At 68.8% G+C, this 14,439-nt stretch carries 6 protein-coding genes; 1 reads left to right on the top strand and 5 read right to left on the bottom strand.

Annotation, left to right across the window (positions count from 1 at the left end; all coding sequences use genetic code 11):
• Positions 1–197 precede the first annotated feature (197 nt).
• A complete protein-coding gene (locus ABZ642_RS22370; protein WP_360486714.1) occupies positions 198–2,465 on the bottom strand; it encodes a UvrD-helicase domain-containing protein in 2,268 nt (755 codons plus the stop codon).
• The gene (locus ABZ642_RS22365) at positions 2,462–9,499 is read right to left on the bottom strand and encodes a DEAD/DEAH box helicase (protein WP_360486711.1); all 7,038 of its coding nucleotides are present in this window, start codon (positions 9,497–9,499) and stop codon (positions 2,462–2,464) included. The genes ABZ642_RS22370 and ABZ642_RS22365 overlap by 4 nt, the downstream gene beginning before the upstream one ends.
• A 306-nt stretch (positions 9,500–9,805) precedes the next feature.
• Between ABZ642_RS22365 and ABZ642_RS22360 the strand changes: the two genes are divergently transcribed.
• Positions 9,806–10,846, top strand: coding sequence for a hypothetical protein (locus ABZ642_RS22360; RefSeq protein WP_360486708.1), 1,041 nt, complete (start codon positions 9,806–9,808; stop codon positions 10,844–10,846).
• A 33-nt stretch (positions 10,847–10,879) separates the two neighbouring features.
• On the opposite strand, the gene ABZ642_RS22355 is transcribed toward ABZ642_RS22360, so the two are convergent.
• The 3 genes from ABZ642_RS22355 to ABZ642_RS22345 all read right to left on the bottom strand — a co-directional run bounded on the left by ABZ642_RS22355 (position 10,880) and on the right by ABZ642_RS22345 (position 14,402).
• Positions 10,880–12,340 carry a hypothetical protein gene (locus ABZ642_RS22355; RefSeq protein ID WP_360486706.1) on the bottom strand — a complete coding sequence of 487 codons (1,461 nt, stop codon included), beginning with the start codon at positions 12,338–12,340 and terminating at the stop codon, positions 10,880–10,882.
• 18 nt (positions 12,341–12,358) lie between these two features.
• On the bottom strand, positions 12,359–12,784 hold the full coding sequence (locus tag ABZ642_RS22350) for an ATP-binding protein (protein WP_360486703.1): 426 nt from the start codon (positions 12,782–12,784) through the stop codon (positions 12,359–12,361).
• Between the two features lie 205 nt (positions 12,785–12,989).
• Positions 12,990–14,402, bottom strand: coding sequence for a CBS domain-containing protein (locus ABZ642_RS22345; RefSeq protein ID WP_360486700.1), 1,413 nt, complete (start codon positions 14,400–14,402; stop codon positions 12,990–12,992).
• Positions 14,403–14,439 lie beyond the last annotated feature (37 nt).

Genomic DNA, 14,439 nt, shown 5'->3' with positions numbered 1-14,439 from the left:
TTCGCGTCGTGTGACTCTCGGCCCTGTCGTGGAGTGGCCCGGGGATTTTGGCGTCGCCGAAAATAGTGGTCGCGTAGGCGTGACCGCTTTCTTGCGTGAGTCAGACCCCGTCGCAGCGAATGCGTGCGAGAGCAGAGGACGCCGGACGGACTTCACGAAACCCCTCCCGAAGGTCATCTCCGGGAGGGGCGGTCCTCTCAAGCGCTGGCCGCTGAGGAGAGCAGGCGGCGCAGAAACGGGCTCGGAGTGCCGTGCCAGAAGATGTCGAGGCTGTCGCGCGATCGGGTCGCCGCGACGAACAGCAGGGATCGCGCCCGCTGAGTCTCCCTGCGGTGGCGGGCGGGGTCCGCCTGGCGCAACTGGTTCACCTGTTCGCGAGGGACCAGACCGTTACTGACTCCGGCGATGATCATGCGCTGGTACTCGAGCCCCTTGAACCGGAACATGGTCCCAATGTGGATTCCGGGCTCACCGCGAGCGCCGTCGGGACCGATCTCCAGGGCGCGGACACCATGTTGCCCGAGCGTCGTCCCCAGTTCGCTCGCCATCTGGTTGGTGGGGACGCAGATGGCAATCTGCTCGTGTGCGATTCGTTCGTCAGGGTTGGCGTCCCAGGCCAGGATGTGCGCGGCGATCGCCTCGCGCTCCGACAGCCAGTCGCCGCATGGGTGCAGGCCGGGAGTTCCGCCACTGAGAACGGAACGGTACCCCGCGAGGGTCTCTGAGCTGCCGTCGAGATCGTCGTAGGTCTCCTCGCCCAGTACCTCCAGCGCGGAGCGCAGAATCTGTCTTGTCGTGCGGTAGCTGAGGCTGAGCTTCGCGGAGCGGCCGCGGATGTTGATGCCGAGGCTGCCGAGCGTCACCTGGTTCTTGTAGATGCGTTGGTGGGTGTCGCCGACGAGGAACAGGTCGTCCGCGTCGTGGGCCGTCATCGCTCGCAGCATCTTCCAGTGTGCGGGGCGCAGGTCCTGCGCTTCGTCGACCACGATGTGCCGGTACCGGTAGCGCAGCCAGCCGCCGGAGCCGTCCTGGAGGTGGATGTTGTCCAGACCGCCTGCCTCCTCCCGCTGGTGTTCGATGGCTCGGATACGCTGTTCCCGCCCTATCTCCAGGCGGGCGGCGCGCTCGGCCACCTGGTCCCACGTCTGGCGTCCGAGCCGGTCCAGGCGCTGGGTGAAGCGTTCTGAGAGCTGCCAGATGGCGGCCCGCTCGGACCGGCCCACATTCTTTCCGCGTCCGGCACGGCGGGCCCGGAAGTAGTCGGTGCGGGTGCCGACGGCCTGCCCGAGGATGACCTGCGTCCACTCGTCGTGGAGGAACTCCGCGTCCCAGTCGCTCTCGCCGAGTTCGTCGAGCATCGTCCGCCATTCCCGCACGGCCTGGCTGTCGTCGATCGTCTGCTTGCGGCTGCCGGGCTCGGCCTCCCTCACGACGCGCAGGGCGATCTGGTCGACGTGGCTCACATCCACCCGCGACAGCAGCTGTTCGCCGCCCAGTTCGAGGAGGCGGGAGCGCAGGTCGGCGGCTAGGTTCTTGTTGTAAGTGGTGAGGAGGACGGGCTTGCTGTGACCGGGCGGCAGCTGGGACACCAGGTGGCGGACGCGGTGCAGGGCGACGATGGTCTTGCCGGTGCCTGGACCACCGCCGACCCGGGCGGGACCGGAGTAGCGGTGCTCGACGAGCTTGGACTGGGCGGGGTGTAGGAAGACCTTCCAGCGGCCGAAGTCCCCGGCTTCCAGCGCCTCGCGCAGCGCGTCGTCGGACGTGGTGACGACCGTGGCGGGTCGCTCGGCGGCCGTCCGGAAGTCGTCGGTGTCGACCGGGTCCGGGGCAGCCACGGGGGCGGTGACTTCGTCCCGCACCACTTCGAACGGTTTTCCGTCGTAGAGCGCGAGCAGCACCTCACCGGTGAGCTGCGGTGCGTACTCGATCAGCCCGAGGAGCTGTTCCTCGGTGGTGAGGGTACGGATGACCGGCACCAGAGGCTCCGCCACACCCAGTTCGCTCAACTGCGCGTCGCTCCAGGCGGCGAACAGCGGCTGGATGGTGGGGGGCGGGGCTTCGGCGGGCGCGGCCGGGGCTACGGGCGACGGCTCCTGCGGCGGCAGGCGTCGCAGGATGCTGTCCTCCACCACCTGGAGGTCGACGTACTCGATGCCACCGGTGACGTGGTTGATCCCGTAGGCCAGCCGGTCGTAGACCTCCTTGCGGTGCTTGACCGAGACGATGAGCCAGTCGTCCTCGGCAAGCCGAAGCAGCAGAGCCCGGTACTCGTCGTTGATGCGCGCGGACCAGATTCTGCTGTCGCCCTTGAGCTGCTTGAGCTTGAGGCCGGGGGTGTGCGGGTTGTCCTTGAACTTGTGCTGGAAGTCGAACAGGGCGCCCTTGACCGTGCGTGGCAGCCGGAGGATCTCCTTGTCCGCCTTGTCGAGCAGGCGCAGCGTCACGCCCCCGGTCTTCGTCATGCCGACTCCCCGTTCTCGTTCTTGTTCTCGTCGTTCCCGGTCGTGCCGGTACCCGGCCGACCGGGATCTGTCGGGCCGTCCGGTGCCCGCTCGGCACTGACACCGAGACGTCCGGCGATCTCCTCGGCTGTCCACCCGGCTGCCGGCCTTACGTCCCAATGGGCGGCGGCGAAGGCACGGTCGCGGTCCTGGGCCTCGACGTCCGGTTCCTCGGCCGTGCCCTGCGGCGCCAGAACCACGCCCAACCTGGCGGGCGGCCAGGCCAGTTCGGCCTGCCAGCCGTGTTCGTCGAGTTCGAATCCGTCCTCGGGTGCGGGGACGCCCAGTTCGGCGAGCGCGTGGGCCAGTTCGGCCAGCCCCGCCTCGTCTGGATCCACGTACTCCAGCACCGCGTCCCAGGCGCCGTCGCGCTTCGGCCCGGCCCCGGAAGGCGCTTCCTCGGTGGTTCTCGCCGGTACCGCAGGCAGTCCAGTGGTCACGGCGACGGGCGGCAGGCTCTCCTGTTCCTGCTGCGGGCCGTCAGCGGTGGGCGAGACGATCCGGGTCGAGGACAACCACCCCACTCCACCGGTCACGGCGAGCACGTCCGCGGTGAAGCCGTCCAGCAGCGCGGTGGTGAGCTGCGCGCTGTCGCCCCCGCCGTGCTCCAGGAACTGCAACAGGTTGCTCCAGTACAACCACGCCTGCCAACGTCGCTTGTGGGTCATCTCGTCCGCGACGGCGTGGGCGCTGTCGTCCAGGAGTGTGAGTCCCGTCCAGGCCGGTGGCCGACGCCGTACGTCGGCGACCAGGACGAGTCGGCATCCGGAGCGGTCTGTCGCCGTCAGGACGCGCAAGGGCCCGCTCGGCGTGTTGGAAGGGTCGCCGCGCAGCGCCGCTTCGACGGCCTGTCCGACTTCGTCCGCTCGCGCCGGTGTGTCGCGCAGACCGGGTGTCCCCATCAGCCCGGCGACGGCAGCCTCGGCCCGGTAGAGCCACTGTTGGGCGTCCGGCGCCCGGAGGTAGGCGAGCAGCAGCTCGGCCGGGTTGACCCACACGGTCTCCGACAGCTCGCCGGGCAGGCCGCCGCGTGTCTGCCCGTAATACGCACGTGCCCGTTTCTGTGCTTCCTCGTCGTAGGGCACCCACACCGGGTTTGCCGGAGCGACCCCGGCGTATCCCGTGTCGCGGACTCGGTTCCGCCAATCTTTGATGTCGAAATAGGTCAGCTGGAACACCCGCAGCCCGTCGGCCCGCAGTCGGACACGTTTTGTCGCGTCGTCCGCGAGACGGTTGTGCTCGGCGCTCGCGTGATAGCGGTAGCCGTCCAGATAGACGGCGAGCCGTGGGCCCGGTGCGTCGAGCCGCTCGAAGAGTACGTCGGGCCTGGTCCCGTCGAGGACACGCTGTTGCGAGACCCGCCAGCTCACTGTCGTTCCCTCGCCGGTGGTCAGGCGCAGATCCAGCGCACGGGTGCCCGCCGGCGTGGTGTATGTGTCCGCCGCCGCCCGGGACTCGGGCTGCTTGGCCCACTCCTCCAGCGTGTCGACGAACATGACCTCCAGGTCGCTCTCTGCCTGCCGCTCCAACGGGATGTGACGGGTCGTAGAGACCGGCGAGGTCTGCCAGCGTTCGCCGTGGGCGCCGAGGAGCTCGTCCAGCATGGACTGCACTTCCCGGCGGGAGACGCGGTCGTAGTCCGACGGGGGCACCCTCCGCAACAGGCACTGGTGACAGCCGTCCAGCTCCTTCTGCTGGCATGGACAGTTGTCGATGACCTCCCGCGCTTTGAGGAGAACCTCGCGGAAGCCGTCGGCCGACGCCAGTCGGTGCAGATAGCCGGTGCCACCGGGCAACCGGTCGTAAACGACGAGGAAGCGCCGTGGGAAGTCCGAACCGAGCTGGTCCGGACTGTCCGGCATCGAGGCGGCGGCGATGTCGATGTGGTCGGGATCGCCGCCGTAGCGAGCCGCGATACCGGCGAACAGCGCCGCGGTGAACGAGGCGAGCCGTTCCCGGGCCCGGGTCACGGACGCGGGCAGCAGGATCCGTACGGCTTCTGTGGTCAGCTCGTGGGCCAGGAGCAGCGGTACGTCGTGGCCGGCCCCTTGTCTTTCTCCGCGCCCGGAGCCCTGAGTGCGTCGCCGGGGGCACCACAGCAGATGATGGACGCTGCCCTTCGTGGCAGCGGCCCCGGACTCGGTCAGCGCGTGCTGCGCCTGGTCGACGACCGGCTTGCCGTCCGCGGTCGCGCCACCGCAGGTCGTGCAGACGTAGAACGGGTTGATCCGTACTTCCTCGCCGGCCAGCGGCACCGTGGAGCTGCCGTCCTGCCGGTCGAGTCCCAGATTCAGCGTTCTGATGACAGCCTTATGGGAGAAGTCCACGCCGAAGGTCGCTGTGTCGTGCCGCCACGAGTCGATGGCCAGGTGGTCGGGGTCGATGTCCACGGTGGTGAGCACCGCGTACTGACGACGGGCCCGCTCGTCACGGTCGTCCCGCACTCGCGCGTCGTCCCGTTTGTCGCGGGCGACGACCCGGCGAGGCTGGAGCACGTACTGGACGCAGCCCGCGTCGGCGATCTCCCGTCCGTCACAACGAGGACAGGGCGAGGTGTCGGTCTGCGCGTTCTGCGTGCGCACGTATCCGCAGGACGGGCAGAGCCGCCACACCGACCAGGCGCGGCGTTCCGGACTGCCGATGTCGAGGGCGCGCACCACATGCTTGTAGCCGTTGACGTAGAAACTGTTGCCGGGGGCCAGTTCGGTGAGGGCCGTCTTCCGGGAGCGTTCGTAGTCGCGGGTCTCGCTGCGGTAGACGCGCTCCGTACCGGTGGGCGGCTTGGTCTCCCTCGGGGCATCGCTCTCGGCGGGTTCGTCGGTGTCCGAGGGGACCTCGGACCAGTAGAGGGTGGCCTCCAGCTGAGTCGTGGTGTCGGCCAGGCTGTAGTTCGGCAGAAGTCCCAGTTCGACGAGTGTGCCGTGCGCGCTGGTCCGGCTCACCTCACGCAGCAGGTCCCCGGTGCTGCGGCGCTCGGCGAGCAGCTCCCGTCGTTCCCGGTCCTGGACCTCGTCGGTGCGGGCCAGGGAGTCGACGGCCTCATCGATCGCGGCGATCCTGCGCCGTAGTTCCTCGCGCCGCCGCGTCCAGTCCTCCTCCGCCTCCTGGAGTGCGCGCACGATGCCGCCGGTCGCGTACTTCCGGAGTTCGTCGGCGGCGTGAGTGGACACCCCGGTGTCGTCACCGCCCGGCGTGGCGAGGCCGTCCGCGGCCGGTGCGGAGGCGCCGCTGTCGGGAAACAGCGCCAGGAACCGCTCGACGAGCGTGGCCCCGTGTGTCTGTGCGGCGTCGGCGAGGTCCTGGCACCAGCCTGTCGTGCCGAAGAGGGCGGAGGCCAGCCGGGGCACGGGCTGCAAGCGCTCGCCGTCCGCGGTCGCGAGTCCGCCGCGGGCTGCGAGGTCCAACAGCCACGCGGTGTACTGGCGGCGAAGGATCTCCACTGCAGACAGGTAGCAGCCCGGCGGCACGATGTCGCCCGCGATCATCTCCCGCGGCTGGTCCAGGTAGTACAGGTCCCGGGCACGGCGCCCGCCGAAGGCGACGACCAGTGCGTTGCCCGTCTTGCGTCCCGCGCGGCCCGACTGCTGCACATAGTTCGCGGGTCCCTTCGGCAGCGAGCCGATCAGCACCGCCGACAGGTCACCGATGTCGATGCCGAGTTCCAGCGTGGGCGTGCAGGCCAGCACGTTCGGGTCGGTGTAGTGCGTGCCGGCGCGGAAGGTCCGTTCGACCTGCTCCCGCTGTGCACGGGTCAGCATGCCGGTGTGCTCGGCCGTCACCACACGGAAGGTGCCACCGGTCAGGTACAGCCGCCGGTAGTAGTCGTTCGTGTAGTCGCGCTCCTGGAGAACACCGAACCCCGCGCCCGCGACGCCCCCGCTGCCGCCGTGCGGGCCGGATGACGTCGAGCGGGAGGCCCCTGGCTGCGGCGGCGTCAGATACCCCTTGCATCGATAGCGCGGGCACGGATGGCCGTACCAGCGGGTGCGCCGTTCCGGCGGTACGACCTGCTGCCAGCCGCAGTCCTCGCACGCCACGAATGCTTTGTTGACGATCGAATCGTCCAGCAGCCGTACCTGGATGTGGCCGGGCTGGAGCCCGTAGACCCGTGTGGTGCGGTCCTTCGCCGTCCGCACACTGAGCACGTGCTCGTCGGCGAGGGCGGGCAGGAGACGGCGGAGGTACTCGGTGGCCCCGGCGGCGTCCAGCCCGAGGCAGCGGCGGGTCCAGTCCTGGAACCAGGCCTGCCGGCCGGTGACCACGTCGAACTCGGTCCTGTCCTTCTGCCCGTCCAGCAGAAACCGCGGCGGGGCGACCCCTTCCGGGAAAGCCGGCATGCCGTCGGGCCGCCGTCCGCTGATCAGGAACCGGTCGCCACCGGCGTCCCGCATCCACTGCTCCAGCCACCGGTGCCGGACCGCGCCGCGCAGCCGCAGCCGCTCCAGAAGACCTCGCACGTAGGCGAGATACCGCTCGGGTGTGGGGAGGCCGCCCGTCATCACCATCTGACCCGGCAGCGCGAGGTGCAGATCGCGGGCCAGGTCGGTGACCCGATCCGGTTCGTCGACGACGACCTCGGCGGCGGCCGTCCGCGTAAGTTCCAGGGTGCGTCCGAGCCGCGACCGCAACCCGAACTCCATGATCGTGGCGAACGCCAGCCGCTCCCCGATCAGCCGCCAGGTGCGGGCGTCGCCCGTGCCGCGGCCCGACAACACCCGGTCGACGCCCGGTTCGTCGTGCAGATCCGGCGGGACCACGGCGGCCAGCGCCTCGGGGTCGTCCACCGAATCGAGTACGTTGCCGATCAGGTCGTTGAGGGCGGTCGCCGCCCCGGACTCGTCGAGGTTGTGCGCGAGCAGCGACCTCAGCGAGAACTTGTACGAGGCGTTGGCGACGTATCCGGCCCGGTGTGCGGCGTCCTGCGTGGAGTCGTTGAACAGCAGCGTCTTGCGTTCCTCCGGTACCAGAGCGATGTCCCCGCCCGTGAAGAGCTGGGTGACCGTGGCCGAGGCCAGCGCTGCCTGTGCGGTACCGAGGAACCGGATGCTGTTGTCGGTGTTGCACGCCGGACAGCGGTCGTCCCGGGCAGCCTTGTCGGCTGTCTTCTTGTCCAGCAGCGCCAGCGTGAACCAGGCGTCCACCAGGTCCCCATTGTCTCCCGCCGTGGGCAGCCGGTAGGTGCCTTGTGCCCCGTCGAGCACCACGACGGAGAGCGGATCGACGCCGCTGCCCGCGGGCAGTCGCCCGGCCAGCGCGTCGAGTGCCTGGCGCCGCTCCGGCTCGGTCGCGGAGACGAAGTAGCGGATGCGGCGCTTGTCCCGGCCGACGCCGGCCCGCCAGATCCGGTCCTGCGCCATGACGAGCTGCTGCGGATCGGCCTCCGGTGACAGCGCGGCCCAGCCGGAACGCCCACAGGCGCGGCAGTACACGGCGGGCAGATGCACCTGCGCGGGGCGCACGGCGGTATCCGTACCCGCGAGGGGGTGTGGCCGGTTCGCCCCCGCCGAGGACCCACTGCCCGACGAGGAGTCGTCCTCCTCGTCCGAGGGCGGCCCAGCGACCAGCGCGGCGCGCCTAGCCTGCGTGCGATCGTCCTCGTACCAGCGAAACTCCGGTGTACGGCCGACCCCGCGCAGTACCCGCGTCACCGGCCGCACCCAGAGATGGGCCTCCACGTGCAGCAGGGGCCGCGGACGCCGTTCGTCGGAGTCGGGGTCCCGGGCGGCGGACAGCAGGGCCACGAAGCGGGCCAGGGCTTGCAGCACCAGCTGCGGATTCTCCCGTGCGGTACGTCCCCAGGCGTATCCGAAGCGTGCGAGTCGGTCCCGCAGACCCCACTCGTCCAGCGGCTCGCCGTCGAGCAGCGCGAGCACACCCTGCGTGAAGTCGTGCCGCTTCAGGAGACGACCGACGCGAAACGCGTCAAGGCCCTGCTGCCCCAGCATGCGGACGGCGAGCCCGTTCAGGTCCAGCAGGTCCGGCTTCGCCTCCACCCCTATGCCACCTGACGCCGCGATGACCTCCTGCGGAGTGGGCGGCTCGGGAAGCGCGTAGTCGACCTCGCCGGTGAACTCCTCGGCGGTCATGCGCTCCTCGCCGATGACCGCGTCCGCTGTGAACGGCATACCGAACACCTGCGCCGCCACATCGAGGATGCCCCCGGCGGACGTGCCCGCGCGCCCCGCCCCGAGCGTCGCGGAGGTCGCCACGGGGCAGATGCGCCCCAGCGGCCGGTCCGGGCGCGTGGCGCCGACCGCCGTCGCCAGTCGGCGCAGCAGCATGGCCACGTCGGTGCCCTGCGCGCCGTCGTAGGTGTGGAACTCGTCCAGCACCACGTACGTGACGTCGGCGCCCTCCCACAGCGCCCGGTCCTCACCGCGCTGCAGCAGCAGGTCCAGCATCTTGTAGTTGGTGATCAGCACGTCAGGCGGGGAGACGCGCATCTCCTCGCGCCGAGTCATGACGCGTCGGAAGTCGGTGTCCGGCCGGTCGCCGATGTACAGCCCCGCGGTCACCTGGGCGAGGTCGGGTGCGGTCAGGTAATCGCTGATGCGGCCCGCCTGGTCGGTGGCGAGCGCGTTCATCGGATACAGCAGCACGGCCTTCACACCGCGTCGGCCGAGTGCCTTCTGACGCCGACAGTGGTCGAGCACCGGCACCAGGAACGACTCCGTCTTGCCGGAACCTGTGCCGGTCGTCACCAGCGTCGGCTGGGCTTCCCTGCCGCCGAGCGTGCTGAGCCGATGCCAGGCCTTCGCCTGGTGTCGCCACGGCGTGAACCCGGGCAGCCACTCCAGATGCCGCTCCCACCCGTCGTCCGCCTTGTGGAACGGCGTCCTGATTCGCAGATACGGCCCCCGGAAAATCCCCGACTCGGGGTCCCCCAGGAACCGTTCCAGCGCTCGCCGGGTGTCGTCGTCTGCCAGAGCGTAGGTCGTCGTGAGGTACTGCGTCAGACTGCCCCGAAGCTGCGCGGCGGCCAGAGTGGGTTTCACGACGCTCCCCTTCGTCTGTGGACCCCGGGACGCTCGCGTGGCAGCGGTCGCCTCGTGTGGTGCGGTGTGGTGCTGGTTCGTGTGGTGCGCATCAACCGTATAGCGCAGGTCGGACAGTGTGTGAGGGGACGGGTGCACCCGCGGTCCGCGACCTCCACAGGGAGCTCCCGATCCGGGCGGCCTGCGTTGACACCGAGCATGGCCGATTGGCGCCCTTTCGGGCATTCGCAAGTGGTTTCACCCTGAAGGAAAGCGAGGGCAAGCGATCGAAAGCACCGCACACGGGCAGCGCCGAGGGGGAACGCCATGTCCGTACCGCTGTACGTGCCCATCCTGCCGACCCGGCCGCACGCGGCAGCCGCCTATCGCGCGCTGGCGCCGGACGTACGGCGCCAGGTCGCCCCGCTGTGGACACTGCCGCCCCGCCCCGGCATGCTGGCGAAACCATTGGCCGAGCGAATAGCCAAGGAGGCCGGGGACATCTCCACCGCACAGCGCCTCGGACCCGCCTGGCTGGACGCCCCCTTCGCCGACGAGGTCGAAGCAGCGGTCCTGGCCGACATCCTGACCCCCGACTGGTGGGACGACCGCAACCTGCGGCCGGTCACCGGACCTGGACGTCCTGGCGCCCAGCAGTCGCTCGCCCTCGCCGCGGCCCGGCACCGCAAGGACGGACTCGGTGTCCGAGTGAGGCTCCCCGGCGACTGGAACGACCGCACGGCCTCGGACGTCACCATGCTGCTCGACCGGCTGCCCTCGGACCACCCAGCCGACCTGTTCCTCGACCTCGCCACCGTCCTGCCCGACCGCGCCGACGCGGCCAAAGAAGCCCTGCGTGCCCTCGACACCCTGATCCCACTCACCTCCTGGCGCACGGTGACCGTCACAGCCGGCGGCTTCCCCGAACCGCCCGACGACTTCCGGGAGGGCGTCCCGTACGAGGCCCCGCGCACGGACTGGGAGACCTGGCACGAGATCCGTCACAGCGAACGCTCGTACCTGCCCAGACTGCGCTACGGCGACTACGGGATCCATCCGGCTACGTACGTCACTCAGACCCCGCCCGCGCGTGGCGGCGGCCCGCCCTGGGGCGTGCTGCGCTACACGACCGCCCGCTCCTACCATCTGTCCAAGGTGCCGCACGGCAGGCAGTACGACGACGCCAACCGGGAGGCCGCCAAGTGCCTCACCAGCCTCAGCGACTTCCGAGGAGCGGCTGCGAGTGGCGGCGAGGAGTGGCTGTGTGACCGGGTTCGGGGCATTGAAACCACAGGGAACCACTCCACTTGGAACAGGCAAGGAAACGTCCAGCACATGACGTTCGTGACACGAGGTCTCGGGCATTGACGGAGGCTGACCGCTACCGGACCACCACAGTCTTCAGGACTCGGGGAACATCTGTTGGCCGGGAATGGGCGGTGTGGGACGTCGCTGCCTGCGCAAGCGGTCGGCGAGCGCTTTGTCGTACCCCTGAGCGTGATTGCGTCTATGCCGCTCCTTGACCGTCTCGCGGAGTGGGCCGGTGGCTCTCTCGACGGCGATGACTACGGACATCTGGTCTTCCTCGGCCCGTTGCGCACCGATTTCCGCGAGTTGCTCGATCGTCGTGCCGACGGTGCCCACCAGTCCGTTCTTGATGAGTGTGGTGAACTCGGTGTTCGTCAGATACCGGTCGACCTGCGGGTATCCGAGCATCCGTCCGCCGTTGGGGCCCCGTGTGACGTCGTCTTCCAGCAGCAGCCGCACGTACGGTACCGGCAGATACATGCCGGGTGAGGGGCCCGGGTTGATGGTCTCCGCCAGCGGCCAGTAGGCGAGCTTCACAAAGCATGGATCAGGGCCGAGGCGCCACTCGTGGGGAAGGCTCGCCGGGCGGCTGAGGGCGGCCACACGCTCCAGTCGGTCCAGCTGGCTCAACAATCTCTCGTCAACGCGAATCCAGCGGTTCCCGGCCTCGTGCGGCAGGCGCTTGTACTGCACGAGCACGAAGCTCTGCGTCGGCTCGTGGTAGAAGATCAGGTCGGTGCCGAGCCGAGTTTCGACCGGTGACGCGTTGACATTCGCGATCTCGACACGGCGGCCGAGGTGTTCGAAGACCTGGATGTCGCATCGAAAGGTGGAGCCGACAGAGCCGCCAACGTACGGCGGTCCCATGGACTGGAATACGTCGTCTCCGTCGAAGAAGTGATGCATGTCGTAATCGAGTAGCGACGGTTCATAGGGTTCGGCGATCAAACCACCCAGAGCCGGTGCGTCACGATCGGCCGGGCGGCGCCACGCGGCAAGCCGAGCCAGCGGAATGTCTACAGTTGCCATAGCCAGCCGGGCTGCTTCGAGTTGCTCCTGCCAAGAGGCGTCCTCGACCCGCCCCAGCGGATCGAGGCGTTCTGGCGCGGCAGCCTCACCAAGAAAGTCGAGCAGTTGGCGCAGCTTCTCGTGGTACTGGGCCAGAGCCGAAAGAAGAGCTTCGGATACTACGTCGTCCAGGATGGTGACTTCTCTGCCAGAGGCGGCAGCGACAACGTTGCGGACATGAAGGGGGAGTTTCCCTTCGATGTCCTGCAACGACACTGGGACGGGGCATTCTCGTAGCAGTTCAACATTGACCCGTGAGTCGACTGCGGCCACCTTCTCCCCGCGCGGCTGCCGCACGACCCCCAGCCAGACCAGAGGGGACACCTGCCCGGATGTGGGCGACCGTTTGACGAGCATCGTGATCTGAGGCTCGGCACCACGAGGCAAGGCATCGGCGGCGACAGTCTTGGTGAAGAACTGCTTCAACCGTAAGTCCATGTCGATGCGGTCGAGTTCCTTTTCACTGAGCGCTATGACGTAAACCATGCACGGAGAGTACGCGAGTCATCGCGGCATCCCGAGGGCGGGCGAGCGGCCGGTGAGAGGGCAGCCTGTCTCCGCCCACACCGTCTTTCCTGGGCCCGTTACCCGTGGCACGACGCCCCACCGGTCGGCCAGCGCGGCCACGAGCAACAGCCCGCGTCCGGACTCGGCCTCGCCGGGGGCTTCCTGAAGGGACAGCAGCGGCACTCGCTCCGTACGCGTGTCGGAGACCTCCACGCGCAACGTCTCACCGGTGGCGATGAGTCGCACCTCGAAGTCACGACCCGGTACGTGACCGTGGCGCACGGCGTTGGCGGCCAGCTCCGCCGTGATGAGGGTCAGCGTCTCGTTCACTGTGGACGTGTGGGGATGGCCCCACGCGTCGAGCCGGTCGGCGACCAGACGGCGGGCGAGACGGGCACCCCGAGGAGTCGGGCTGAAACGCATTCTGAACTCGTCTGCTGTGGTGCTCACTTCCGTCGTGTGACATGTTGTGACGGCCGCAGTGGAGGTGACTGAGTGCTCGCTGTCCATGGCGCCTACGTTGCCTGGGCACACTCAGATGTGCCCAGGTCCGACGCGCACACAGCGAGGCGCCGTAGGCGACGATGTGTTCCGTGTACGCGGCGGTGTGCGGCGGTGAGTTTCGGACCTACTCCCCGTACTCCCGCAGCAACTTGTTGAGGTTCCTGATCTTGTCCACATCAGCCTTCGGCAGGGGATCGCTGCTGTTGAAATGCATGACGTTGTTGCGGATCTTCCGGATCTCTTCGAGCCGTGCGATGAACACCTTTCGGTCGAGGGGCCAGCCGAGTTGCTCCCAGAGTTCTGGATTCTCCAACACGCGTTGGTAGTCGCCGACGGTCATGTCGCCGAAGGAAGTGATGCGCTCGCCCTCCGCGTCGCAGAGTTTCGTTACTTCGGGCAGGGTGAAAGCACCCGCGATGACCTGTCGCAGGCGGCGGTCCATCTCCCCGATCAGGAGGAAGTGGCCGGCCAGATCACCGTAGGCCTGGGCCACGTCGGCGGCGGTGACGATGCCGGCGATCGCGTTCCGCTGGTCTCTGACGAGGATGAAGTCGTGTTCGGCCAGTGTGGGAAGGACATCGATCAGGTCGTGGTCGTAGCGGACGTCCCGCGCGTCGACGATGGCCTGGGAGAGATGGGCGCCGGGATCGGCGTGCCGGGCGCGGGCTATGGACTTCCACGAGACCGATCCCCGCAGGTTGTGCGGGCCGGCGAGGACGGGCAGTTGGGAGAAGTCGTGAAGCATCATCAGCGTGATGACTTCCTCGAAGGTGGCCGTCGGCTTGACGCTGATGACGCCGCCGAGAGCGGACGGCAGAGTGCCGACGGTGAGCCCGGTCTCCCGTGATTCCTGCTCGTCGGACGCACCGGCCGACACGGTGATGGTCGCCGGAGATCCGGTGAGGGGGACGTCGTCGACTTCCTCCTCCGCGGCCTTGACCAAGTGGACCGTGGTGGTCAGGGGCACCTTGTCGAATTCGGGTGAGGTGATGAGGCTGTGGTTTGCAAGTTCGGCCTCGATCTGGTCGTTGACGAGACCTCGGCCTGTGGCGCCCCACCAGGCGAGCAACTCCTGCACGGACAGGGACAACGGCCGGCCCGCCTCTGCCGATTCGCGTGCCTCCTTCAGCCGCGTGTGTCGCTCCTTGGGCGACACCGAAGTCTGTTGCTGCTCTTCCGCCGCCGGGGGCTCGGCCTCCTCGGCCGCATGGTCCAGGAGTTCCTGGCGCAGTTGCGTCAGGTATCTGCCGTCGTCGACCTGCCATGCCTCCCAGCCGTCGAACGTTCCGTATCCGACGGCGACCATGGCGGCCTTGGAAGGCGAGCGGAACTCCTCTCCGTCCGAGAGCCGGATCCACCCTCGGGGCGCAACCGTGGCCTCGTGCGACTCACCGACACGGGGCCGTACGAACCGCAGCCGTTCGCCTTCCTTGAGTAGCCCGCCGCTGACCAGGTCGGCGACGGTCACCCGCCGACCGTCGAGCAAGTAGCGGGCCCGGGACTGCGCTTCTCCGGACCCGGTGCTGGAGTCAGTCATGTCATCTGCGCCTTTGTTGGAAGAGAGGGAGACCGGG

Origin of the sequence: Streptomyces sp. NPDC007157, from assembly GCF_040634235.1 — a bacterium.
In the GTDB taxonomy this organism is placed as follows: Bacteria; Actinomycetota; Actinomycetes; order Streptomycetales; family Streptomycetaceae; genus Streptomyces.
This window is presented reverse-complemented; position numbering and strand designations above follow the sequence as displayed.

Excerpts from the sequence above, each read along its gene's own strand:
- ABZ642_RS22370 (WP_360486714.1), bottom strand. The coding sequence starts at position 2,465 with ATGACGAAGACCGGGGGCGTGACGCTGCGCCTGCTCGACAAGGCGGAC.
- ABZ642_RS22355 (WP_360486706.1), bottom strand. The coding sequence starts at position 12,340 with ATGGTTTACGTCATAGCGCTCAGTGAAAAGGAACTCGACCGCATCGAC.
- ABZ642_RS22345 (WP_360486700.1), bottom strand. The coding sequence starts at position 14,402 with ATGACTGACTCCAGCACCGGGTCCGGAGAAGCGCAGTCCCGGGCCCGC.
- ABZ642_RS22350 (WP_360486703.1), bottom strand. The coding sequence starts at position 12,784 with ATGCGTTTCAGCCCGACTCCTCGGGGTGCCCGTCTCGCCCGCCGTCTG.
- ABZ642_RS22360 (WP_360486708.1), top strand. The coding sequence starts at position 9,806 with ATGTCCGTACCGCTGTACGTGCCCATCCTGCCGACCCGGCCGCACGCG.